The sequence below is a fragment of the Polyangium jinanense genome (assembly GCF_028435265.1).
Taxonomy (GTDB): domain Bacteria; phylum Myxococcota_A; class Polyangia; order Polyangiales; family Polyangiaceae; genus Polyangium; species Polyangium jinanense.
The window spans coordinates 26,005-48,823 of sequence record NZ_JAGTJK010000020.1 but is presented as its reverse complement, the minus strand read 5'-3'; the positions used below and the strand labels follow the sequence as shown (position 1 = coordinate 48,823).

Below are 22,819 nucleotides of genomic sequence, written 5' to 3'. Positions count from 1 at the left end.
CCCTCTCCTTCGTGTCGCCTCCCGTTCGTATCTACCTCTCTCCCGGCATGTTCGGCTTCGCGCGGCTCGCCTCGTTCGAGTACTTCGAGCACCTCGTCGTCGCGCTCGAAGAGCGTTTCCGCCAGCGCGGCCGCATCGCCAAGGTCCTCGTCTGCGACGTCCACCCCACGGCCAGCGTCTGCCGCCGCGCGGCCAAGCTCGCGCACATGATCGCCGCCACGGCCGGCGACGACGACGGCCCCATCCACGTGATCGGCCACTCGACGGGCGGCCTCGACGCGCGCCTCGTCGCCTCCCCGACCGCGCGCCTGCCCGGCGTCGCCCGCAAGGACCTCGCGTGGCTGCCGCGGCTCTCGTCGATCACCACGATGAACACGCCGCACTACGGCACGCCGCTCGCGGCCTTTTTCGCGACCGTCAGCGGCCAGCGCATGCTCTACGCGATCTCCGCGCTCACCGTGACCGCGCTCAAGCTCGGCGCGCCCCCGCTCGCCGCGACCTCCGCGCTCGTCGCCGCGTTTGGCCGCCTCTCGATCGGCAACTTCGAGCTCGAGATCATCAACCGCGCCGTCGACGCGGTGGCCAAGGTCCTCGACGAGGCGTCGAGCCGCGAGCTGCGCACCTGGCTCGATCTGCTCCGCGGCGATCAGGGCGCGGTCGTGCAGCTCATGCCCGAGGCGATGGACCTCTTCCAGGCCGGCGTCGAAGATCGCCCCGGCGTGCGGTACCAGTGCGTCGCGACGTATGCGCCCTCGAACGCGGTGCGCGACTGGATCACGGCGCTGCGCTCGCCGTGGAGCGCGATGAGCGCGACGATCTTCACGGCGCTCTACAACCTGACGAGCCGCCTCGACGAGCGCTACCCGTGCGCGGCGGCGGACGGATCGGCGCAAGCGAAGCTCAAGGCGATGCTCGGCGAGGCCTTGCCGCCGACGGCAAACGACGGCGTCGTTCCTTTGACCTCCCAGATCTGGGGCGACCTCGTCTGGGTGGGCAAAGCGGACCACCTCGACATCGTCGGCCACTTCCCCGGCGCGGGAGGTCACACGGACTGGCTCGCGAGTGGCGCGCGGTTCCAGCGCGTGCGATTCGACGTGGTGATGGATCGAATCGTCGCCGGCATGATCGTGGGCGAGGAGCTACGCGACGCGCGCACGCCCCTGTCCGAGCGCGCGCCGAAGAGCGCCCCGGCGAGCGTGCGTGGGGTGTCATGACGAGCAAGCGGCGGTCGCTCGAGCTCTTGCACGAAGCGCTCGTCGAGTGCCGCCGTTGTGATCGTCTGGTCGCATGGCGTGAAGAGGTCGCGCGCGTAAAACGCCGCGCCTACCGGGACGAGACCTACTGGGGCCGTCCGATCCCCGGCTTCGGCGACCCTGACGCCACGCTGATCATCATGGGCCTCGCGCCGGCCGCGCACGGCGGCAACCGCACGGGCCGCATGTTCACGGGGGATCGCTCGGGCGATTTCCTCTACGCCGCGCTCCACCGGGCCGGCGTCGCCTCACAGCCGACGAGCGTGCGCCGCGGCGACGGCCTGACGCTCACGGGCGCCTTCATCGTGGCCCCGTGCCGCTGCGCGCCGCCCGAGAACAAGCCCACGCCGGCCGAGCTCGCCTCCTGCCGCCCCTGGCTCGAAGCGGAGCTCGCGCTGCTCGACCGGGCACACACCTACCTCGCGCTCGGAAAAACCGGCTACGACGCGGTCCTCACGCTCGCCAAGAAGCACGGCAATGTCTCGGCTGCGCCTCCCTTCGCCCACGGAGCACGCGCGGAGATCCCGGATCCACGCGGCGGCGGGGGCCTCGCGTGGCTGTTCGGGAGCTACCACGTGAGCCAGCAGAACACGCAGACAGGCCGGCTCACCGCGGCGATGTTCGACGAGGTGCTGGAGGCAGCGCTGAAGCGAGCGCGCGTTTAGGGTCTGTTCTTGGGGCCGTCTCGCCGGGGCGCTGCCCCGGGCCCCGCGGGGGCTGTTCGCCCCTCGACCCGAACCAGGGCAAGCCCTGGACCTTTGGTGGAAGAACTGCGCGGTGCGCAGTTCTTCCAACGGGCCGGTGGCAAGACCACGGACAACGTTGCCGGTCGCGGCGGTCTCGGTTGGCAGGGCCTTCGCTGGTCTTGACTCGACCTGTTCGATGAACTGCGCATCGCGCAGTTCATCGACCCCGAGTCCAGCGCTTGCGCTGGTCCGGGTCCAGGGGCGGACAGCCCCTGGTGGGGCCTGGGGCAACGCCCCAGCGCGGCGGCCCCGAGAAGTCAGTTCTTCGGCGTGAGGAGCTGCGCGAGCTCGCCCGACGCCTGCATCTCGAGAAGGATGTCGCTCCCGCCGACGAACTTCCCGTCGATGTAGACCTGCGGGATGGTCGGCCAGTTCGAGAACTCCTTGATGCCCTGGCGGATGTCGGGGTCCTTCAGGACGTTCACGTCCGCGAACTCGGCCCCCGCTGCTTTGAGGATCTGCACGGCGCGCTGGGAAAAGCCGCACTGCGGAAAGCTCTTCGTCCCCTTCATGAAGAGGACCACGCGGTTCTGATCGATGATCTCCTGGATCCGTTGACGCACGTCGCTCATGGCGGCGACAACGTAGCGTAAGGGAAGCGGCGGGGCGAGGCGTGGAGGTGGGGGCTTCCGTCTTGACAGCACGCGTGATCTTCGTGAGCAAGGGCGGATGGATGCTGCCTCCCTCTATCTCGTCGGCCGAAGGCTGGCCATGCTTGCCGAGCGCGCGATGGCCGCTCCGGAGGGGGTGCCCGACGAGCCCTCGGTCGAGCACCTCGTGCTGCGCGCTGTGGCCGAGCGGCTCGTGCTGCGGGCCGTGATCGAGCGCCCGGGGCTCACCGCGAGCGACCTCGTCACGCAGCTCTCGATCGCGCAAAGCCGCATTTCCCAGGTCCTGGCCGAGCTCGAACGCAACGGGTTCGTGCGCCGCTACCCCGATGCGGACGACCGGCGCAAGCAACGCATCGAGGCCACCGTGCATTACAAGGAAGCCGTCGAACAGCGCATGACGCGCAACGTCGAAGAGGCGCTCGAGCCCCTCCTCATCCACGCCACCGCGCGCGAAAAGGCCCGCGTGCTCGCGGCGCTGGAGTTGATCCACGACCTCGTCCTGCGCGCAGGCGAGCGCGAGGATGGCTCCGAGGCGCCCGAAAAGAAAACGCCACGACGTGGATAGATGAATCTGCCAAGATACATCCATCCGCGGATGTATCTTGACAGATACATCTCTACAGATACTCTCCATGCGTGCGTGCGAGCGGGCGGGCCGCTCTTCTTTGCTTGTCGCCCTCTGCGCATGGAGGAACCATGAGACGTCCCATCGCCGTGTCCTCGCTCCTGGCTCTTGGCTGCGTCGCCGGCTGCGGCGGCGCCGAGAACCCCGGCGGCTCGACCGGTCCCACGTATTACAAGGACATCGCGCCGCTCGTGAACGAGGCGTGCGCGAGCTGCCACGAGGCCGGCGGTATCGCGCCGTTCTCCCTGACCGACGCCCAGACCGCGGCGAACATGGCCGGGGCCATGGCGGCCGCGACCGAGGCCCGCACGATGCCGCCGATGCCGGTCAACAACGACGGATCGTGCCAGACCTACAAGAATGCCCGGTGGCTGAGCGACGAGCAGATCGCGCTCTTCCAGCGCTGGTCCGAGGCCGGCGCGCCGCTCGGGGATCCGAAGGACGCGCCCCCGCCGCCGGCCTTCGATACCCCGAAGCTCGCGGGCGAGCTCGCGACCTTCGACATCGGCCTCGATTACACGCCCGAGCCTCCTCCGGGCGAGCTCGACGAATACCGTTGCTTCGTCGTCGATCCCGGCATCACCGAGGACACGTTCATCACGGGGTACGACATCCAGCCCGGGGATGCGCGCGTCGTGCACCATGTATCGCTCTTTTACCTGGCCGACGACCAGGCCGACGCCGACGCGGAGGCCCTGGACGCCGCGGATCCCGGGCCTGGGTATCGGTGCTTCGGCGCCGCCGGTGTGCAAAACTCCGTCCTTTACGGTGTCTGGGTCCCGGGCAGCGGAGCGACGATCCTGCCCGCGGGCACGGGGATCTTCCACGGCGCGGGCCGCAAGATCGCCCTCCAGGTGCATTACAACGTACCGCTCACGGGAGGACCTTTCACGGACCGCTCCAAGGTCACGTACCAGCTCGAAAAGGACACCTCGTTGACGCGAGCGTACTTGCTGCCGGTCGGGAGCTTTCAGTTCTCGCTGCCCCCCAAGGATGCGCAAGCCAATGTCAGCGTCGACCTGTCGCTTTCGCTGCTGGGGTCCTACGGCGGCGTCGATGCGTCCGGCGGCATCCGCGTCTACGGCGCAATGCCGCACATGCACGTGATCGGCCGGACGCAGCGCACCATCCTGAAACGAGAGGACGGGCAGGAATGCCTCACCGACGTCGACCGATGGAATTTCCACTGGCAAGACCTGTGGTGGTACGAGACGCCCCTCGACGTGGCCCCCGGGAGCACCTTTGGTATCTCGTGTGACTTCGACACGCGGGGGCGCACGACGCCCACGACGTGGGGCGAAGGGACGAACGACGAGATGTGCACGAACATCCTGTATGCGACGCTGATCGGTAAGTAGCGCCCGCGCCCGGGGCAACCGTCGCGCCGGGGCGCTGCCCCGGGCCCCGCGGGGGCTGTTCGCCCCTCGACCCGAACCAGGGCAAGCCCTGGACCTTTCGTGGAAGAACTGCGCATCGCGCAGTTCTTCCAACAGGCCGGTGGCAAGACCAAGGACGACCTTGCCGGTTGAAATGGCAGCGCGGCGGTCTTGATTGGCAGGATCGCTCCTGGTCTTGACCTGGCCTGTTCGATGAACTGCGCATCGCGCAGTTCATCGACCCCGGGTCCAGCGCTTGCGCTGGTCCGGGTCCAGGGGTGGACAACCCCTGGTCGGGCCCGGGGTGAAACCCCGGCGCGGCGGTTCCTCATGAGACCCATCGACTTGCTCCCGACGAACGCGGGGTCACGACCTCGCCGACGCCGATCGTGAAGTCGAGCTCCATGTAAAAGCTGGCGAGGGCCCGCAGGCGCACCCGCTCGTCGCCGCCTTCGCCGACGAGCCCGAGCGTGCTTGCGAGGCCGACGCGCCGCGAGACGGAAAGCTCGATCGGGCGAGGGAGCCTCGCGCTCGTTCGGGGGGCGCCGATGCGTCGGCACGGGGCCTCGACGATGGCCTGATAGCAGGCGATCTCGCGCCGGGCGGCGTCGCGGAATTGCTTGAGGAAGACCATGGTGAATGCGCCGGTCCGCAGGCTATCGGCCGCGAGGCCGAGGAGCCGGACCTGCGCGCGCGTGTCGAGGCCCGCGGCGCCGAGCCAGGCCGCGTCGTGGCTCGCGCGCAAGGCGTCGAGGAGCGAGGTCTCGCGGGCGCCCTCGCCGGCGTCGCGTGCCTCGACGATCCGCTCGTGGCGCCACGGGGTGGCAGCGCCGCCGCCCTCGGGCGGTAACCATGCGTCGACGTGGAGGGCGAGATGCCCGGAGGCCGTGGCCTCGAAGCCGAGATCGGCGTGTCCTTTGGGAAAACCGAGGACCTCGCGGCCGCCGACGAGCGCCGCACCGAGATCGACCCAGAGGTAAGGGGTATACGCGCCGACGGCGAGTGGTTCGAGTCGTCCGCCGCGGCGCTCGCAGATTGCCACCGGGACGAGAAAGCCGAAATCACGCTCCGCGACCACGCCCGGCGCGTCGATGGCCGAAAGGAGACGATTGTCCTGCGCATAGAACACCACCGAGGGGCCGAGCGGGATGTAGACGCGGTCCTCGTGGAGGCCGAGGTGACGGGCGCAGAGGTCACGCAGGCGGCGCGGCTCGGCGCGGAGAAGGGCGGCGACCATCACGCTCGACCGCGCGTCGTAGGGCGGCGAGGTCGACTCGTTGACGCCTCGCTCGATGTAAAGCGGCCCGGGGGAGCTCGCCGGCGCACGCGGGCGGCCGCGGAGCCAATCGTCGTGCATCGGGATCGGCAGGCCCGTGAGCACCTGGGCCGCGCGAATGCCGGACATCGTCGCGGCCTCGACGCAGCCGAGATTCATGGGCGTGAGGGTCCAATCCCCGGCGAGGACGAGGTTTTCGTAGCCGGACTCGTCCGCGGCGAGGCGGTGGCGCGTGGTCCCCCGCGGCGAGAGGACGTACCGATCCGACGGGTGCTGGACCGGGCTGAAATGCTGAAAAGCGAGAGGATCGCCCTTCGACGCCGGCGCGTGGAGGCGGCTGCGATCGAGGGCGCCGTCGGGCCGCACAATGGCAGGCCAGAGGTGGGCCGCGGACGCGTCGAGGTGGGCTGCCGTGAATGCACGCACGTGTTCGAGCTGCCTTGCGGCGTAACCGACGTAGGCGGAACGCTCGATCGGCGGCGGTTCGTCGTCGTCCATGGCCGCGGTGAGGTACGCAATGCTTTGGGGGCCCCCGGGCTCGGGAAAACTCTCACGCGAAAGGAGGTGGCTCATGTCCGCCCAGGTATCGAGGGGCGCGGCGTAGGGGATCATGACCGGCGGCGGCAGGTGCCAGCCGGTCGCGCGGAGATCGTCGCGGATCCAGAGCTGCGACGACACGGTCGGCGTGGTCGTGATCTCCCGGATCATTGCGGCGAAGCGCGGATTGTTTGCGTCGGCGACGATCTCCTCGCAGAGGGCAGGCAAAACGCCGAGCCCCACGCCGAGGACGACCCGATCGAAATCGCGGCCGTCCTCGAGAACGAGAGGCGGCTCCTGATCAGGATAACGCGATCCCCAGTCCTCCAGGCTCTCCCCGCTCGCGCGGAGGGCCTCGCCGCCGATGAGCTGATCGTAGAGGGGCTCGCTCGGCCAGCAGGGCAGGCCCTTCACGTCGAAGAGCGGCTCGTAATCGGCGCCGCCCTTCACCGCGATCTGCCGGCCCATCTCGATCGCAGCAATGCGCCGGCGATCGGCCGAGAGGCGGAGCCTGTCGATACGATGAAAGAAACGGAAGTGCACGCCGCGCCGGCGGAGGACCTGATAGAGCGGGGCGAAGATCACGTCGCCCATCCCCGCCTGCATCTTGTAGAAAATTGCGCCGCGGTAGGTATAGAGCATCCGCAACGTCCAGTGCAGGGCCGTCCCCGCGCCCATCTCGCGACCGGCGCTGTAGGCCCCAGCATAGACGCCCGAAACCGTCGATGCCCTCACGGAGGCCTCGGAGGCGCCGTGCCGCCGCAGCCACGCCCGGAAGTCTTCGTGGTCGAGGCGCAACCAATCGACGTCGTCCTGATCGGTCAGGCCATCGGCGATCATCCCGCGGATCATTGCCAGCGTGATGTCCACGGCCGCCCAGGCGCTCCGGATCTCCGGCTGCTGCGCGAGGAGCGGCTCGCAGCGGCGAAACACGGCGGCGGACCAGGCGAGCAGCCGGCGGAGCAGCTCCTCGCGGCGCACGGCGACGAGGTTTTCCGCGGGCGCAGCAAGAAGCTCGCGCAGGGACGCGAGCAGGCGCGCGACGCCGCGGCGGAGGACACGGATTCCGACGCCGAGCGACCGTGATCTCGCGTCCGAGCCGTTGCGCAGCGCGGGCTGCTCGTCGAAGAGGTCGAGGAGGAATTGCAGCATGATCGGGATCAGCTCGGCCGGGGTGGGGACCTTTCGGCCGAGGCCCGGAGGATCGCTGTTCCGGGGAAAAAGCAAGGGCTGGTGCTGCCAGACGCCCTCGGATTGCTCCTCGAAGACGATGAGCGAGTGCGGCTCGAACGCCTCCTCGAGGGTCGCGAGGGGCGCGCCCGCGGGGCGCCCGAGCTCCTCGTAGCAGCGGCGCATCACGGAAAATGCGTTGTCGTAGAAGCCGTAGAAGAGGTGGAGGCCATGCTCCTCGATGCGATCGAATCGCTCGTGGTTCCGGCCACTCGCGCCCTTCCCGCCGAGGCGGTGTCCCTGCTGATAGACGGTGACCTCGTAATGTTCCTCCCAGCCTGGCGTGCTGGTCAACTCGAATGCCGTGGTCAGGGCGGCCATTCCTCCGCCCAGGATGACGATTCTTTCGCGGTTCACGGGGCCGCGAAGATAGTGGGCCCGCGCAGGCTTGCAACGATTGCTTGCAAGACCTCGGCGGCGTACGTCAAGCTTCGGGATACTTCGCAAGGAGCCACCATGGGTTTGCTTCGATCGCTCTCGCTACTGATGGTCCCCTTCCTCGGCGGCTGCTTCTTCGGATCGGGGGATCGGGAGCTCCCGCCGGTCGAGTACAGTCCGGGTTTCTTCGCCGCGTTCGACCAGATGGTCGACGACACGATGTCCCGGGGCTCGCTCGACGAAAAGGCGCGCACGCTCGACGCCGAGTTTGCGCGTCGCGTGGACGAGGGACCCGGGCCGAACGAGGTCGTGGCTGTCGGACCGACCTGGGACAAGGTGGAGACATTTCTCTCGATCGGGCTGCTTTCGGCCGAGATCATGGCGCCGATCGACGGCTCCGAGCAGAGCCGGGTGGACATTCTGGGGCACGCCGCGGACCGGGTGCTCCGGAGCGACACCGAGGCCATCGCTACCTGGAACCGCACCGTCCGCGACATGGGTTTTGCCGACGCGCGGATCGAGCCCACGGGGGAGCTCGTCTGGGAGTCGCTCTACCTCGTGCTCACCGAATCGGAGCACGCTTATCAAGATGTCTGGGTCGAAAGCGGCACCTGGGTCGAGGGAGCCTGGGTCCGCACGGACGGGTACTACGAGCAGTTATGGGTCGACGGGTATTACGAATCCGTCTGGCAGGACGGCGCCTGCTACGACGAATACGTCAGCACGGAGTGCGACACGTATACGGTCGAGGAGACCTGCTACGACGTGTATGTCGAAGATGGATACTGGGAGAGCTACTGCTCCGGATACGACGACGAGGGCAACTGCGTCGAATGGACCGACGAGTGGGTGGACACGGGGTACTACGAGACCCAATGTGATCCCGCGTATTCGTACGAGGAGTGTACCGACCTCTACGAAACGGTCTGCGACCCGGGGCAATGGGTGGATATCTGGATCGAGGGGCACTGGGTCGAGGGGGCGTGGGTCCCCGGCGAGCTCGTCTGGGTGGAAGGGTACTGGAGCGACACCTCGGGGTATCGGACCGTGGCGCTCCCGGCGCAGGAGGCCGAGATCCTCGAGACGGGAATCGCATACGTGGCGTCCTTGGGTCCGGAGCGCGTGGGCGCTGATTGTTACGCGAGGCTCGACGAGGCCCTCGTGAAATCGGGAGAAAGCCCGCCCGAGAGCGCCGTGAAACTCTCGCGGGGCGCAATCCTTTCTTGCCTGTCGCAACACTGAGACGAAACGGTGGCCACGGCACGGTACCCCGCATGGCAGGGCGTTGATTTTCGTCCCTGCCGCGCGGGGTATCGGGCATGATGAGCCATGATTTCTTCCAGACTATTTCTCAGCTCTGCCGCGGCGCTCGCGGCTCTGTTCATGGCGGCCTGCTCGGACGCGCCCGAGGACACCGGCACCGGCGGGCAGGGCGGCGGCGGGACAACGTCGATGGGCGGATCCGGCGGTGCGGGAGGGGGCGGCGCCGCCGGCGGGGGCGGCCCCGTCATCCCCACGGAACACCCGCGAATCTACCTGAACGAGGCGAACCGCACGCGACTCTCCTCCGCGCTCGCAAACGCCGAACCGGCCGCCGTACGCTTCCGGGACATGGTCGACGGCCACCTGCAAAATGGCAATGTCTATGCATTCGAGGCGCACTTCGCGGCGCTCCTCGGCGTCCTTACCGGCGAGGCGGATTATTGCAAATACGCCGTCGACAGCGTCGAAGCGCGCGTCGCCGCGGAAGAGGCGTTGGCCGCCGCCGGAGAGCGCGCCGAAGTAGCCCACGACAGCTACCTCTACGTCGGCGAGACCATCGGCGACCTCGCGCTGGTCCACGATTGGTGCTTCGCCTCCACCACGCCCGAGCAGCGCGCCCGCTGGCTCGCGTATGCCAACCAGGCGGTCTGGAACGTGTGGCACCCGGAGGAGGCGAGCTGGGGAGGCGTCTCCTATCCGTGGAGCGGCTGGTCGATCGAGAACCCCTCGAACAACTACTATTACTCCTTTCTGCGCGCGACGATGCTCCTCGGCCTGACGTCTGTCGGAGAGCACGAAAACGCGCAGACGTGGATCGACATGTTCCGCGAGACGAAGATCCAGGACGAGCTCGTGCCCACGTTCACGAGTGATCTCCAGGGCGGCGGTTCGCGCGAGGGAACCGGTTATGGCGTGGCCATGAAGAACCTGTTCCGGCTCTACGACCTGTGGGAATCGAGCACCGGCGAGCGGATCTGGGATCTCACGAGCCACACGCGCGCGTCGCTGCCGAGCCTCATCCATTCCACCGTGCCCACCCTCGATCGCATCGCGCCGATCGGCGACCACGCGCGCGACAGCACGGCGGCCCTCTTCGATTACCATCGTTCCTACGTGCTGACCCTGTCCCACCTGCTCGGCCCGGACGATCCGCTCACGGACGTGGCGCAGACCTGGCTCGACGATTGCTCGGTGCCGCAGATGGATCAGCGGTTCATGTACATCGACGACTTTCTCTATTACACGAAGGCGCACGCCAAACGCCCGCTCTCGGATCTGCACCCGACATACCACGCGCCGGGCACGGGGAACGTCTACTTCCGGAACGGCTGGGACACGAAAGCTTCGTGGGGCGCATTCATCGCCGGCCCCTTCACGGAGAGCCACGCGCACCGCGACCAGGGCTCGCTTTTGATCTACCAGGGCGAATGGCTGGCCTACGATCAGAACATCCAGTCCCAATCGGGGATCTACCAGAACGAAGAGGCGCACAACCTCGTGCGTATCGAGCAGAACGGCGCCACGGTCACGATGCAAAATGGCGCGTCGAACCTGGTAGCGCTGCACGATACGCCGCAATTCCTCTACCTGCGCGCGGACATCACGCCCGTCTACGGCGGGAAAGCGGCCGTGGGCCGCGTGGATCGCGAGGTGCTCTTCTTGAAGGGACCAGGCGCCTTCGTGGTGATGGATCGCGTCGACACGAACGAGGGCGCACAGGCCGTGTGGCAATTCAATGCGCCCATCGCGCCCAAACCCCTCGGCGAGGGGTGGGAGGTGAGCGGCGCGCAAGGCTCGCTCGAGGTAAGGCCGCTCTTCCCCGCGCTCCCCAGCGCAGAGGTGCTCGCCTGGCCGTCGCTCGAAGCAGAAATGAATGGCGGCTACCGGCTCGACGTCCGCGACCCGGCCGCAGGCGGACAGGCGCGTTTCCTGACGCTGCTCGCGCCGGCGGGATCCCTTTCGAACGCCTATCTGTCGACGGCCCCAGGCATGATCGGCGCGATCGTGACATTCGACGGGACGAGCGTCGAGGTGCTCTTCGGCGAGGATCAGGCCGGCGGTACGCTGAGGCTCAAGCCCAGTGAGGGCACGGTGTTCGACGGCCCTCTCCCCGAGACCATCGGCACGCTGCCGCTCCTCGACGCAGGGAACTGAGGCGGTCGCTCCCCCTCTCCCGCTTCTGCTTCCGCTCCCTCCCTACGTCCGAATCCCCAGCAGATTCAGCGCATCTGCCCAGAGTTGCCCAAGATTCCGGTTGCACACATTGGGCGCCCTCGCGGAACACCGCCCCGCCCTTGCGGGACGCGTGCCCGCCCTTGCGGAACATCACCCCGCCGTCGTGGAACATCACCCCGCCGTCGTGGAACGCCACCCCGCCGTCGTGGAACGCCACCCCGCCGTCGTGGAACGCCACCCCGCCGTCGTGGAACATCGCCCCGCCCTCGCGGGACGCCGGCCCGCCCTTGCGGAACATCGCCCCGCCCTCGCGGGACGTCTCCCCGCCCTCGTGGGACATCGCCCCGGCCTTCCCGAAAACGATCCCGCCCTCGCGGGACATCGCCTCACCCGCCGGAGCAGGCACGCGCTCCCGAGGGTGCGCGCGATCTCGCGCACGTTGCCCGGCAGGTCCCCCAAAAAGAGCGCGGGCGCCGTCACGTCCCTCCCGTTCGTGGAGGAGCTCGGGGAGGTCCAGCGCATCCTGTCGCGCGTCGACGAGCCCGATTATAAGGCGCTCGTGATCGAGCTCGGCCTCACGCGGCACGTTTTGCGGCTCAGGGACCTCGAAGGGAAGTACCGCGCCGCCATCGAGGGGCTCGGCGGGCAGGTGACCTACGCCCAGGTGAAGGACGCGCGCGCCAAGGGGCAATCCCTCATGCTCCAGGCCGTGGCCATGATCCTCGGCGAGTATCCCTCCGACAGCGACGCCGATCGAAAGGCCCGCGGCGCGCTGCTCGGGCCGATCCTCGTGCAAAACGAGGCCATCCGTCGTTACTTGCGCGAACGCAAGCCCATTGAGGATGTGAACCCGGAGACCGGTGGAATCGAGCAGACACCGCCCGCGCACGGCGAGGCGCAAGCCTTGGCCTGACCCCGCAGATTTCCCGCGCCGATTCGTCTTGCCGACCCCACGCGCTGGCCTACCATCGCGGCGTGTTCGAATCGGGCCGCTCTGCACCCCCGCCTGCATCCTCCGCCCCCGCCCCGCGGACCCTCACGGAGTTCGACGGGTATCGCCTCCTCGAGCGGCTTGGCGAGGGTGCGATGGGCGAGGTTTGGCGCGCCCTCGATCTCACGCTCGAACGCCACGTCGCGATCAAAATGATCCGCGGCGCTTCTCCGGCCGAACGTGATCGCGAGCGCTTCCGCCTCGAAGCCCTCGCGCTCGGCCGGATCGAGCATCCGAACGTGGTCGCGGTCTACCGCAGCGGCGAGGCGCTCGGGCAGCCTTACATCGTGTACGAGCTCGTCGCCGGGCAGAGCCTCGATACACTCGCGGGCACGCTCGACTGGCAGGAGATCCTCGCGCTCGGCGTCGACGTCGCGCGTGGGCTCGCGGCGGCCCATCGCGCCTCCGTCCTGCATCGCGACCTCAAGCCGGCCAATGTCATGCGCACCCGCGCGGGCGCTGGCAAGCTCATCGATTTCGGCGTCGCCAAGGTCCCGGCGCGGCCCGCGCCCGAGGAGGCGGGCCCCGAGAGCATCGCGCGCTTCGTGGCGAATGCGGTCCTGCCCTCGGCCGATGTGACCCGGAAAGGGGATATCCTCGGCACGCCTCGCTACCTCGCGCCCGAGCTGTGGAAGGGCGCGCCCGCGACCATCGCGAGCGACATCTATTCCCTCGGCCTCATCCTCTGGGAGCTGCTCTCCGGCGTGCCACCGTACGGCCCCAAACGGCCTTTGATGCAGCTCGTCGAGGCAATCCTCAAAGAGCCCCTGCCGAGCATCGCCGCGCTCCGCCCCGACGTCCCCTTCGAGCTCGCCGCGACCGTCGATCGCGCGGTGCAAAAGGATCCCGCTAAGCGCTTCGCCTCGGCGGACGCGCTCGCGGATGCCCTCGAAGGCGTGGTCGCGACGAGCCGCGCGCTCGGCTTGCTCCCCGAGATCGCGGCCTCGCCGTCGGAACGACAGGCCGAGCTCGTGCGCATGATGTTCAAGCGGGCGCTCTCGCGCTCGAGCTTCCCCCAGCGATTTTATGATCGCTTGTTCGCGCGCCACCCCGAGATGCGGCATCTTTTCCCGGACGATCTCTCCGGCCAGGGACGCAAGCTCGTCACCGCGTTGACCGCGAGCGTCGCTTGCCTGCGGGATGCGCACGGGCTCCACGCGATGCTCGAAGAGCTCGGCGCGCGGCACGTGCTTTACGGCGTCCGCGAGGTGCACGTCGATTCCTTTGGCGAGGCGCTCCGCGCGGAGCTCGATCTCTCCGAGGGCGGCCAGATGGCCGACGAGCTCGCCGAGGCGTGGAGCCACGCCTGGGAGCAGCTCTCGGGCGCCGTCCTTCGCGGCATTCGGCGCGCCGCGGGTGCGGAGGCGGAGGCGAAAGCGGACTCCGGCGTCACCACGCGGACGACGAACGGCCCCGAGGCGATTGCCGCGTTGCTCCAGGCCACGGCGCTTTTCTCGGACCTCGACGGCGACGAGCTTCGCGAGATGGCCTCGTTGATGCGACCCTTCCGCGCCGAGGTCGGTGATGTCCTCTGCATGCAGGGCTCGCCGGCGGACAGGCTTTATCTCGTCGAGGACGGGCTCCTCGCGGTCTCGAGCCGGACGCCCGGGGACGACCGCATCTTCGTCGGCGAGAGTGGCCCGGGCGGCGTGCTCGGCGAGCTCGCCTTGAACCAGCCCATGCTGCGCGCGGCCACCGTCACCGCGGTCCGGCGCACCTCGGGTGTCGCGCTGGAGATCGCCGATTTCGAGCACCTGCGCCGCGCGCGCCACCCCGCCGCGCTGAAGGTCCTGCGCCGCCTCTCCCTTTTTCTTTGCAACGAGCTGCGTGCCGTCACCCGTGAAATGGCGGGCCCCGCGCCCTCCGCCGTCCTTGCGCCGGTCGAGGATCTCGGCGAGGGCCAGCCGATCTCGCCGCACATCGCGTCCTCTCTCCTCGCCCTTTCCTTCTTCGAATCCTTCAGCGTCGAACAGATCGCGCAGGTCGCGAGCGTCCTCGTCGAGCGCGTGGTGCCGCGCGGCCGCACGATCTTCGCCGAAGGCGCGAGCAGCGGCTCGGCCTTCGTCCTCGCGCGTGGCGCCGTCGAAATCACCGTCCGCTCGGGCCCGAGGCAAACGCACCTCGCCGTCTTCGGGCCTGGAAAGACCATGGGCCTGGACGCGCTGCTCGATCGCGGCCCGCAGCGGGTCACGTGCATTGCGCGGGAAAACGTGGTGCTCCTCGAGCTTTCGCCCGAGCCGCTCGCGCGCCTCTTCGCAGGGAGCCCCGCCATGGCCTTCACGCTCGCCGAGGCCATCAATCGTGACCTCATCGACGCCCTCCAGCTGGCGGACGCCGGCATTGCCCGGCGCGCGACACAGGCGCTCCTCGTGGGCACGCACAGCGATCGCACGATGGGCACGAAGACGCTGATGCGAATGACCCTGGCGAGCACGGCGCGGGCCGCCGCGGCTGGTACGGAAACACTCGTCGGGCAGAGCTTGAGCGGGTTCGTCGAGGGCCTCCGGACCTTGCTCGACGTCCCCCACGCCCCGCATGACGATGCGGACGCGACCCGCCCGCAAGCGTGGCCGCGCGATGCGCGTTCCGACAAGGAGGCGCTCCTCGCGAAGGTGCGCGCCTCGGTCATCGGGGACGATATGGTCGTTCCCGGGCCCTTCGGATCGCGGCGCCTGGTTCATGCGAATGAAGCTGCATCGGGCCGCTCGCTGAGCTTCCTCGAGGAGTTTCTCCGGAGCGAGGTGATGCCGCTCCACCCCAATTCGCTCCTCCGCGAGGACGCGCGTGAACTCATCCACCAGAGCGTGGGGGGTGGCAGCGACGACATCGTCATCTTCTGCGGATCGGGCGCGACGTCCGCGATCGACGAGGTTGTCCGGGCACTCGGGCTCGAGGTACCGCCCGCGCTCGACGAACGGTATCGCCTGCGGGATCGGATTCCGGAACACGAGCGCCCCGTCGTTTTCATCGGGCCCTACGAGCACCCTTCGAATGAGCTTCCTTGGCGCGAATCCATCGCCGACGTCGTGACGATCGACGTGGACGCCGAGGGCCGCATCGATCTCCATGCGCTCGAAGCGGAGCTCCTCCGACATGCGGACCGCCCGCTCAAGATCGGGAGTTTTTCGGCGGCGTCCCACGTGACGGGCATCCTCTCGGACGACGTCGCGATCGCGACCCTCCTGCACCGGCACGGCGCGCTATCCTTCTGGGATTGCACCGCCGCAGGGCCTTCCCTCGACATTCGGATGAACCCCGCGGGCCAAGGCGCCCTCGCGTCCAAGGACGCCGTCTTCCTCTCGCCGCACGAATTCATCGGTGGTCCCGGCGCTCCTTTCGTCCTCGTCGCCAAACGCTCGCTCGTCGCTCGACGCAAGGAGACGGGCACGGAGGCCGTCCTCGAATCCATTCGCGCGGGCCTTGCCTTTCAGCTCAAGGCGGCCATCGGCACGGACACGATTCGCGCCCGCGAGAACGATTTCGTCAAGCGCGCCATGGCCTCGTTCCGAACGAATGGAAAGATCTGGCTGCTCGGCGATCCGGACCTCGAACGATTGTCCTTCGTGTCGCTCCTGATCCGCCACGGCCGCGACCAGTTCCTCCACTGGAACTTCGTCGTCGCCCTGCTGAACGATCTTTTCGGCATCCAGGCGCACGGCCAATGCGCCTCCACGGGCCCGTATGGCCACCGCATCCTCGACATCGACCACGCGCATTCCGCGGCCTTCGCGGGCGCGCTCGAGGCCGGCGGCGGCGTGTTCCGGCCGGGCTGGGTCCGGATTCATTTCAATTCCTTCCTCACGGAGACGGTCTTCCTCTACATCGTCGCCGCGATCCACATGATCGCGAACGACGGCTGGAAGCTCCTCCCGATGTACCGGTGCGACGCCGAAACGGGCCTGTGGACGCACGTCGCCGGCCGTCCCCGGCCCGCGCTCCGCCTGAACGATCTGGCCTACCGCGGGGGCGAGCTCGAATATCGATCGATGCGCACGAGTGAGCCGGAAAGCGCGCTCGCCGCGTACCTCGACGAAGCGCGGTCGATATTCGCGAGCGCCCCCGTCGAGGGTCCGTCGGATCCGCACGGCGAGCTTGACATCCCGGAAGCTTTCCGCCATTTGCGCTGGTTCCCGACGCCGCTGGAGGCCTCCCACGCGCGCCGGGCGTACGATTTCTGAGGAGACACACCGGAATGACCACGAAAAAAGCCGCGCCGAAGAAGGCCGCGGACAAGGACGAGAGCCGCATCGTTTTCCCGGATCCCGGCCTGCACATTGCCGTGCTCGGCGCGTTGATGGAGGCCGAGGCCGTGAATCAGGAGCGGGTCGAGGCCAAGCTCGAAGGGATCGAGGGCGACGACGATACGGTTCGGCTCCAGGCGGCCATGGCCCGGCTGCAGTCGATCAAGCTCGATCGCAAGAAGGTCGCGCGGCTCGAGCGGCTCGATTTCGACGGCGGAAACGAGATCTACATGATGATGGAACACGGCGCCGGCATCTATACCGGCGGCGAGGACGACGCCTATTCGCTCCGCTCGCTTGCAGGAATCGGCGCGCTCGAGGCCCTCGAGACACTCGACCTCGACGGCCACGGCTTTTTCGACGAGCTCCGCGATCTCCGCCCCCTCGAAGGACTGGCCAAGCTCACGGATCTCACCCTGACCGGCGATTGGACGCACGCGGCGAGCCTGGAAACGCTCCCCAAGCTCGCGAATCTCGACGTTCGGCTCGGCTCCGTCGACGACCCCGCGGTCCTCGATCGCCTCGCGGCGCGTGGGGTCGAAGTCTTGCGCTGAACGCCCGCTCGCCCCAGAAAGCCGATATGGCAACTGGGCAGCATTCACGAAGGAAGTTCGGCGTACTCTTCGGCATGGGGGTCGTCGGCGTCCTCAGCCTGCTCCCCGTGTACATCCCACAGCTCCGGCAATTGGCGACGACGGGCGGTGCGCACGGCTGGTCGCTGCCCGCGCTCGTGGTCGCGTCGGTGTTCCAGTTCCTCTTCCTCATGGCATTGGGCGTCGCGCTCGGGATGGCCTTCGCGCCCCGATTGCACCTGCGATCCCACATCGCCGCATGGGCAGCGCGTGAACCGAAGCTTTCTCCGGGATTCTGGAAAGAAGCGCCGCTCGCCCTCGGCCTCGGGGCCCTCACCGCGCTCGTGCTCCTCGTCCTCGACCACTTCTTCGCCCCCTCCATGGGCGAAGCGACGGCGCAGAAACTCTACATCCTCCAGGACCTCCCCCTGAATCAGAAGGTCATGAACGTCCTTCACGGGGGAATCAACGAAGAGCTCATCTATCGTTGGGGCCTGGCGTCATTTCTCGCCTGGCTCATTGGAAGTGTCCGCGGGAAGGCCTCGGGCAGCCCTCCCGCGGGGACGATGTGGGCCGCGATCGTGCTCGCCGCCCTCGTTTTCGGGGCAGCCCACCTGCCCGTCTTCGTCGGGCAGAGCATCGTTGCGCTCACGACGCCCGTGGTCGTGCGGACCGTCGTATTGAATGCAATCGCCGGCATCGTCTTCGGCTGGCTCTATTTCCGCCGCAGCCTGGAAGCCGCAATGCTCGCCCATGCGATGCTCCACATCACCTGGGCCATCCTCTCGTACCTCGTCTGAATCCTGCCCGCGCCGTCCTCGCGCGAATCCCGACTGACGACAACACCTGGTCACTCGTGCAACCACCCACGCCGGCCGCCCGCGTTGAAATGCGGGCTTTCGGCGTTCTTCCATGCCTTGCCTGCCTGGCGCGTCTCGTGCATTCTGCTTTCGCTTCGTTCGTCCGTGGACGCGGCCCGGGGAATCCGAGCCCCCCCCGGAGCCAGAGCTTCAGGCAAGGAGACTTTACATGCCGTCCTTTTCCAAGAGCGTAATTGGCTTGCTCCTCGCGAGCCCCCTCGTCGCATCCCTCATTGCCGTAGGCTGTAGCGATGATCCCCAGACGCAGACTCCCAGCGGCTCGGGCGCCAGCGGTTCGGGCGCCAGCGGCGGCATGGGCGGCGCGGGCGGCAGCACGGGCGGCGCGGGCGGCGTAGGCGGCACGGGCGGCACGGGCGGCAATACGGGCGGGTCGGGTGGCACGGGCAACATCCCGGACGCCGGCCCGGATGGTTGGGGGGGCCTCGACGGCGGGTTCGTCATGGCCTCGTGCGTCAACCAGGTCTACCAGTGCGGCGACACGCTCGACAACGACGGCGACGGCCTCATCGACTGGCAGGACCCGTCGTGCCTCGGCCCCTGCGACAACAGCGAGGATGGCCTCGGCGTGAGCATCCCCGGCGGCTCCGGCGCGGCGTGCGTTTCGGACTGCTTCTGGGATTCGAACTCCGGCACGGGCAACGACGAGTGCTACTGGAACCACCAGTGCGACCCGCTCTCCGTCGCGCCCGACTACAACCCGGAGTGGTGGAACGGCAACAAGTGCCAGTACAACGCGAACGCGAACACGCCTGGCACGAACCTGAGCTGTGACGAGCTGCTCAACAACCAGCCCGAGACCTGCAAGCAGATCTGCCCGGCGCTCACCCCGAACGGCTGCGATTGCTTCGGCTGCTGCGTCCTTTACAAAGATGGACAGCCGCACGGTCCCGTTTGGCTCGGCACCGAGGATGGCCTCGGCAACTTCGCCTGCACGCTCGATAAGCTCGACGATCCGAAGAGCTGCGCCCCGTGCACCCAGGTGAAGGGCGCCTGCTACAACGAATGCGGGAAGTGCGAGCTCTGCATCGGCAAGGACACCCTGCCGCCCGAGTGCTTCCCGCCGCCCCCGGACGCGGGCGTCGACGGCGGCGGCGGCATGGGCGGCATGGGCGGCACGGACGCGGGCAACCCGCCCTCCGAGCAGTGCCCCGGTGGCGAGCAGCCCTGCGGCCTGGCCGGCCAGGAGCCCTGCGCCATCGGCTACTACTGCACCACGGGTTGCTGCATCAAGGTGCCCAAGTGAAACCGGCCGGGGCCGAGACCTCTCGGCCCCGAGCACAGTTCTGCGACGAACTCGGCCTCCAAACCCCTCCCCTCACAGCACGAATTCGGTGTAAGTAGCGGACGCCTGGGCCGTCTTAAAGCCCAAGCATCGGTGAGCCGCAGCGTCGGCCCCGAGCGTCTTCCGAGGTGCGGCGACGCCGCCGCGCTCCCGAACCACGGCAGCATAGATTTCCAAGGAGCCAACCCATGCGCCTCTCGATGATCCTCCCCGTGGCCCTGCTGGGCCTGTTCGCCGTCGGCTGCGGCGGCAGCGACACCCCGGACCCGAACGACCCCTCGCAGCAGAACCAGTACGCCCAGGGCCAGCAGCCCGGCGCGTACAATCCGAACCAGTACCAGCAGCCCGCCCCCGCCGTGACGACGCCCGCCCCCGCCGCGACGACCCCCGCCCCGACGGGGACGACGGGCGCCTCGGCTGGCGCTCCGGCCACGCCGATCGCCCCCGCGGCCGCGCAGGTCGCCACGCTCGCGCTCCAGGGCCTCGCCGCCTCGGAGGCCCCCGGCATGCAGGCCGACGGCCAGCCCTTCGCCGCCCAGTTCCAGGAGGGCCAGGTCCTCGAGCAGGCGATCAACATCGAGGCCGGCAAGTGCTACTCGGTCATCGCCTCCGGCGTCGGCATCCAGCAGCTCGACGTGCAGCTCGTCCTCCACGCCGCCCCCCTGCCCCCCCAGGTCCTCGCCCAGAGCAACGGCCAGGGCGCCACGGCCATCCTCGGCGGCAAGGCGAACGGTTGCTTCAAGAACCCGCTGCCGATCGGCGGCCCCGGCAAGGTCATCGTGAAGGCCACCCGCGGCGCCGGCCTCGCCGCCGCCCAGATCTACAAGAAGTAACGATCCGCCAGGGTCGGATCCCCCCGCCTCGCCGCCCATCGTCCCGGCGGCCCTCCACGTTCTCCCTTCCCGTCGCCATTTTCCGCAATTACGCGGTGTTACCGCCGTCGGCCCGTGCACGACTTGCCCGAGCCGGTCGGCCCGAAGTTCGCTAGCGCACCGGGCGACTCCGGTTCGCGGCGACGATGCATAAATCCTTCCCCACTGCGCTGGTCGATGGAGACGCTCGTCCCGGACGCGAGGGCGGCCGCGGGCGGCCCGCGTTCGAGCACGAAGCGACCTTCCACGTCGAAGGCCTCTCCTGCCGGAGTTGCGCCCGGCACGCCGAGCAAGCCTTGCGCGCGCTGCCCGGCGTCCGCGCGGCGTCCGTCGGCTTCTTCGGCGAGATCGCCCAGGCCATCTACGACGTGCGGGTCACGAGCGAGCGCGAGATCACCCAGGCCATGACCCAGCGCGGCTTCACGCTCACGGCCGCCACGGGCGCACCACCGAGCGAACGAGCGCGGCTCGACGCCGGACGGTTCGGCCTCGTCGTCGCGCTCCTCGCGAACCTCATCGCCCTCGCCTCGTGGCGGCCCACACGCGCCCCCGAGCGGGAAATCGCCTGGGTCGAGCTCGGCTTCACGTTGCTCCTGTTCGCCGTGGCCGGACCGCCCCTCTACCATCGCGCCCGCGCCCTCGTTCGCCGCGGCGTCCTCGGTACCGAGATCGTCACGCTGGCCTGCGCCACGCTCGCGCTCGCCCTGGGCGTCATCGCGATGTTGTTCGATCCGAACCGCGCCGCCTCCATCCTGGAGAAGCTCGCGCGGTTCGGGCTCGAGCTCGACGGCCTCTCGCTCGCGGCGTTCGAGGCGTCCGGCGCGATCCTCGGTTTTTCGATCCTCGGCCTCTACGCGCACACGGCGCTCCTCACGCGGGCCTTCCGGAGCCTTTCGCACGCGGCGTCGGCCCGCGAGGCCCGCGTGCGCCGCGTGGGCGCGAACGGCGTGGACGAGCGCGTCGCGTGCGCCCTGCTCGCGCCCGGGGACCGCGTGCGCCTTGGCGAAGGCGACATCGCGCCCGTGGAGATCGTCCTCGAGAGCGCGGCGCGCGTGGCCCTGCCGGAGGGCCGCGCCGAGGATCGGGCCGGCGGAGAGATCGTCGAGACCGGCGCGCGGCTCCTCTCGAGCGAGGTCACGGGCCGCGTGGCGCGCGCGCCCTCGTCGGAGGTCGCCGCCGCGGCCGACGCCGAGGTGCATCGCGCCGCCCTGCGGATCGAGCGCGACGCGCGGCAACGCAGCGGGAAATCGTTCGCGCACATCGCCTCGCTCGCGCTGTCGGTCGCGTCCGTCTCGTTCGCCGGCTTCGCGTTCGTCGTGCACGCGCTGCTCGGCCGCGGCCCGTTCCACCCCGACGGCTACCTCACGGCGATCGCGGTGCTCATCGGCGCCTCGCCTGCGGCCTTCCTGATCGCGCTGCCGGCCGCGCGGACCATCGCCGTCCTGCGGGCGCGCGCGGCTGGCGTGGTCGTCAAGGATCCGGCGGCGCTCGAAGGCCTCGCCACCGCCACGGTCGCCTGCTTCGACAAGACGGGCACCGTGACGCTGGGCACGCCGCGGGTCACGCGCCTCGCGTGGCGCGAGTTCCCGGAGATCTCGCTCCTCGAAGACGTGGCCGCGCTAGAAGCCTGCGCGTCGCACCGGGCAGGACGCGCCATCGCGCATCACCTCGCCGTGGCCGGCGTGCGTCCGGGCCCGCTCGACGAGACCCCGGACGTGCGCCCCGACGGCGTGGTCGGCCGGGCGCGTGGCGCGCTCGTGGAAGTCTCGGCCGCGCGCCCCGGCGATCCCCTGCCCCCGGACGCGCGCGAGGGTGCGAGCGTCGTGTGCGTCCGTCGAAACGGCACCGTCGAGGCCTGGTTCGAGCTCTGGGATCCGCCGCGGGTGGGGGCGGAGAAGGCGTTCCGCGCGCTCTTTCAGCGCGGCCTCGGCTGCCGGCTCGTGAGCGGCGACGGCCCCGACGCGACGCTCGCGCTCGCGCACCGGCTCGGCGTGCCCGCGCTCGGCGGCCTCGGCCCTACGGAGAAAGCCCTACACGTCCGTGACCTCCAGCAGGCCGGCGCGCGAGTCCTCCACATCAGCGACGGCCAGGAAGACCGCACGAAAAAGTGCCCGGCGGACGTCTCGCTCGCCGTCGCCCCGGGCGCCTTGCCCGTGGCGGTACCGGCGCCCCTCGTGCTCTCGGACGACCGCCTGGAGACCATCGCGTGGCTCGTCGACCTCGCGCGCGCGTTGCGTGCGACCCTGAGGCAGAGCCTCCTCGTCTCCGTCGTCTACAATGCGGCCGTCATCCCGCTCTGCGCGGCGGGCGTTTTGAGCCCGCTCGTCGCGGCGGGCCTCGCGTTCGGCGAGGCCTTGATCCTGTGCGGGAACGCGGCGCGCCTCCTGGTTTCGCCCGGGCTACCTGGGAAGACCTCGGCGCCTCCGGGTTTGCCCGCCGCGGGCGCTCTCGCGCACGTCCGGACAGACCGGGTGCCCCTCCCGCCCTGAAAAACCTGGCGATCGTACGAG

15 protein-coding genes are annotated in these 22,819 nt (G+C 69.1%); 13 read left to right on the top strand and 2 right to left on the bottom strand.

Features of this window, described 5'->3' with window-relative positions:
• Positions 1–11 precede the first annotated feature (11 nt).
• Together KEG38_RS29880 and KEG38_RS29875 are read left to right on the top strand one after the other, a co-directional pair.
• A complete protein-coding gene (locus tag KEG38_RS29880) occupies positions 12–1,214 on the top strand; it encodes an esterase/lipase family protein (RefSeq protein WP_272423313.1) in 1,203 nt (400 codons plus the stop codon).
• On the top strand, positions 1,211–1,918 hold the full coding sequence (locus KEG38_RS29875; protein ID WP_272423312.1) for a uracil-DNA glycosylase: 708 nt from the start codon (positions 1,211–1,213) through the stop codon (positions 1,916–1,918). Before KEG38_RS29880 ends, KEG38_RS29875 begins: the two co-directional genes overlap by 4 nt.
• Before the next feature lie 338 nt (positions 1,919–2,256).
• Here the strand turns inward: KEG38_RS29875 and grxD are convergent, their stop codons facing one another.
• Positions 2,257–2,571 (bottom strand): Grx4 family monothiol glutaredoxin, encoded by a 315-nt coding sequence (gene grxD / locus KEG38_RS29870; protein WP_272423311.1) that lies wholly within the window; start codon positions 2,569–2,571, stop codon positions 2,257–2,259.
• Positions 2,572–2,668: 97 nt separating this feature from the next.
• On the opposite strand from grxD, the gene KEG38_RS29865 reads away from it, so the two are divergent.
• Both KEG38_RS29865 and KEG38_RS29860 read left to right on the top strand, forming a co-directional pair.
• Positions 2,669–3,175 carry a MarR family winged helix-turn-helix transcriptional regulator gene (locus tag KEG38_RS29865; protein ID WP_272423310.1) on the top strand — a complete coding sequence of 169 codons (507 nt, stop codon included), beginning with the start codon at positions 2,669–2,671 and terminating at the stop codon, positions 3,173–3,175.
• Positions 3,176–3,306: 131 nt separating this feature from the next.
• Positions 3,307–4,593, top strand: coding sequence for a monooxygenase (locus KEG38_RS29860; RefSeq protein WP_272423309.1), 1,287 nt, complete (start codon positions 3,307–3,309; stop codon positions 4,591–4,593).
• Between the two features lie 346 nt (positions 4,594–4,939).
• Here KEG38_RS29860 and KEG38_RS29855 read toward each other — a convergent pair whose 3' ends face one another.
• Entirely contained in the window at positions 4,940–8,011 is a 3,072-nt protein-coding gene (locus tag KEG38_RS29855; RefSeq protein ID WP_272423308.1) for an NAD(P)-binding protein, read from the bottom strand.
• 99 nt (positions 8,012–8,110) lie between these two features.
• Between KEG38_RS29855 and KEG38_RS29850 the strand changes: the two genes are divergently transcribed.
• The 9 genes from KEG38_RS29850 (at position 8,111) to KEG38_RS29810 (ending at position 22,798) form a co-directional block, all read left to right on the top strand.
• Positions 8,111–9,274: a hypothetical protein gene (locus KEG38_RS29850; protein WP_272423307.1), complete on the top strand. Its 1,164-nt coding sequence runs from the start codon at positions 8,111–8,113 to the stop codon at positions 9,272–9,274.
• 87 nt (positions 9,275–9,361) lie between these two features.
• Positions 9,362–11,449, top strand: a complete 2,088-nt coding sequence (locus KEG38_RS29845; RefSeq protein WP_272423306.1) for a hypothetical protein — start codon at positions 9,362–9,364, stop codon at positions 11,447–11,449.
• Between the two features lie 439 nt (positions 11,450–11,888).
• The gene (locus KEG38_RS29840) at positions 11,889–12,383 is read left to right on the top strand and encodes a hypothetical protein (protein ID WP_272423305.1); all 495 of its coding nucleotides are present in this window, start codon (positions 11,889–11,891) and stop codon (positions 12,381–12,383) included.
• 62 nt (positions 12,384–12,445) lie between these two features.
• The gene (locus tag KEG38_RS29835) at positions 12,446–16,639 is read left to right on the top strand and encodes an aminotransferase class V-fold PLP-dependent enzyme (protein ID WP_272423304.1); all 4,194 of its coding nucleotides are present in this window, start codon (positions 12,446–12,448) and stop codon (positions 16,637–16,639) included.
• A 14-nt stretch (positions 16,640–16,653) separates the two neighbouring features.
• A complete protein-coding gene (locus KEG38_RS29830; protein ID WP_272423303.1) occupies positions 16,654–17,256 on the top strand; it encodes a DUF6892 domain-containing protein in 603 nt (200 codons plus the stop codon).
• 26 nt (positions 17,257–17,282) lie between these two features.
• On the top strand, positions 17,283–18,074 hold the full coding sequence (locus tag KEG38_RS29825) for a CPBP family intramembrane glutamic endopeptidase (protein ID WP_272423302.1): 792 nt from the start codon (positions 17,283–17,285) through the stop codon (positions 18,072–18,074).
• A 229-nt stretch (positions 18,075–18,303) separates the two neighbouring features.
• Complete coding sequence (locus KEG38_RS29820; RefSeq protein WP_272423301.1) at positions 18,304–19,398, top strand: hypothetical protein; 1,095 nt, start codon at positions 18,304–18,306, stop codon at positions 19,396–19,398.
• Between the two features lie 227 nt (positions 19,399–19,625).
• Positions 19,626–20,270, top strand: a complete 645-nt coding sequence (locus KEG38_RS29815; RefSeq protein WP_272423300.1) for a hypothetical protein — start codon at positions 19,626–19,628, stop codon at positions 20,268–20,270.
• 185 nt (positions 20,271–20,455) lie between these two features.
• Positions 20,456–22,798, top strand: a complete 2,343-nt coding sequence (locus KEG38_RS29810; RefSeq protein ID WP_272423299.1) for an HAD family hydrolase — start codon at positions 20,456–20,458, stop codon at positions 22,796–22,798.
• Positions 22,799–22,819: the final 21 nt, after the last annotated feature.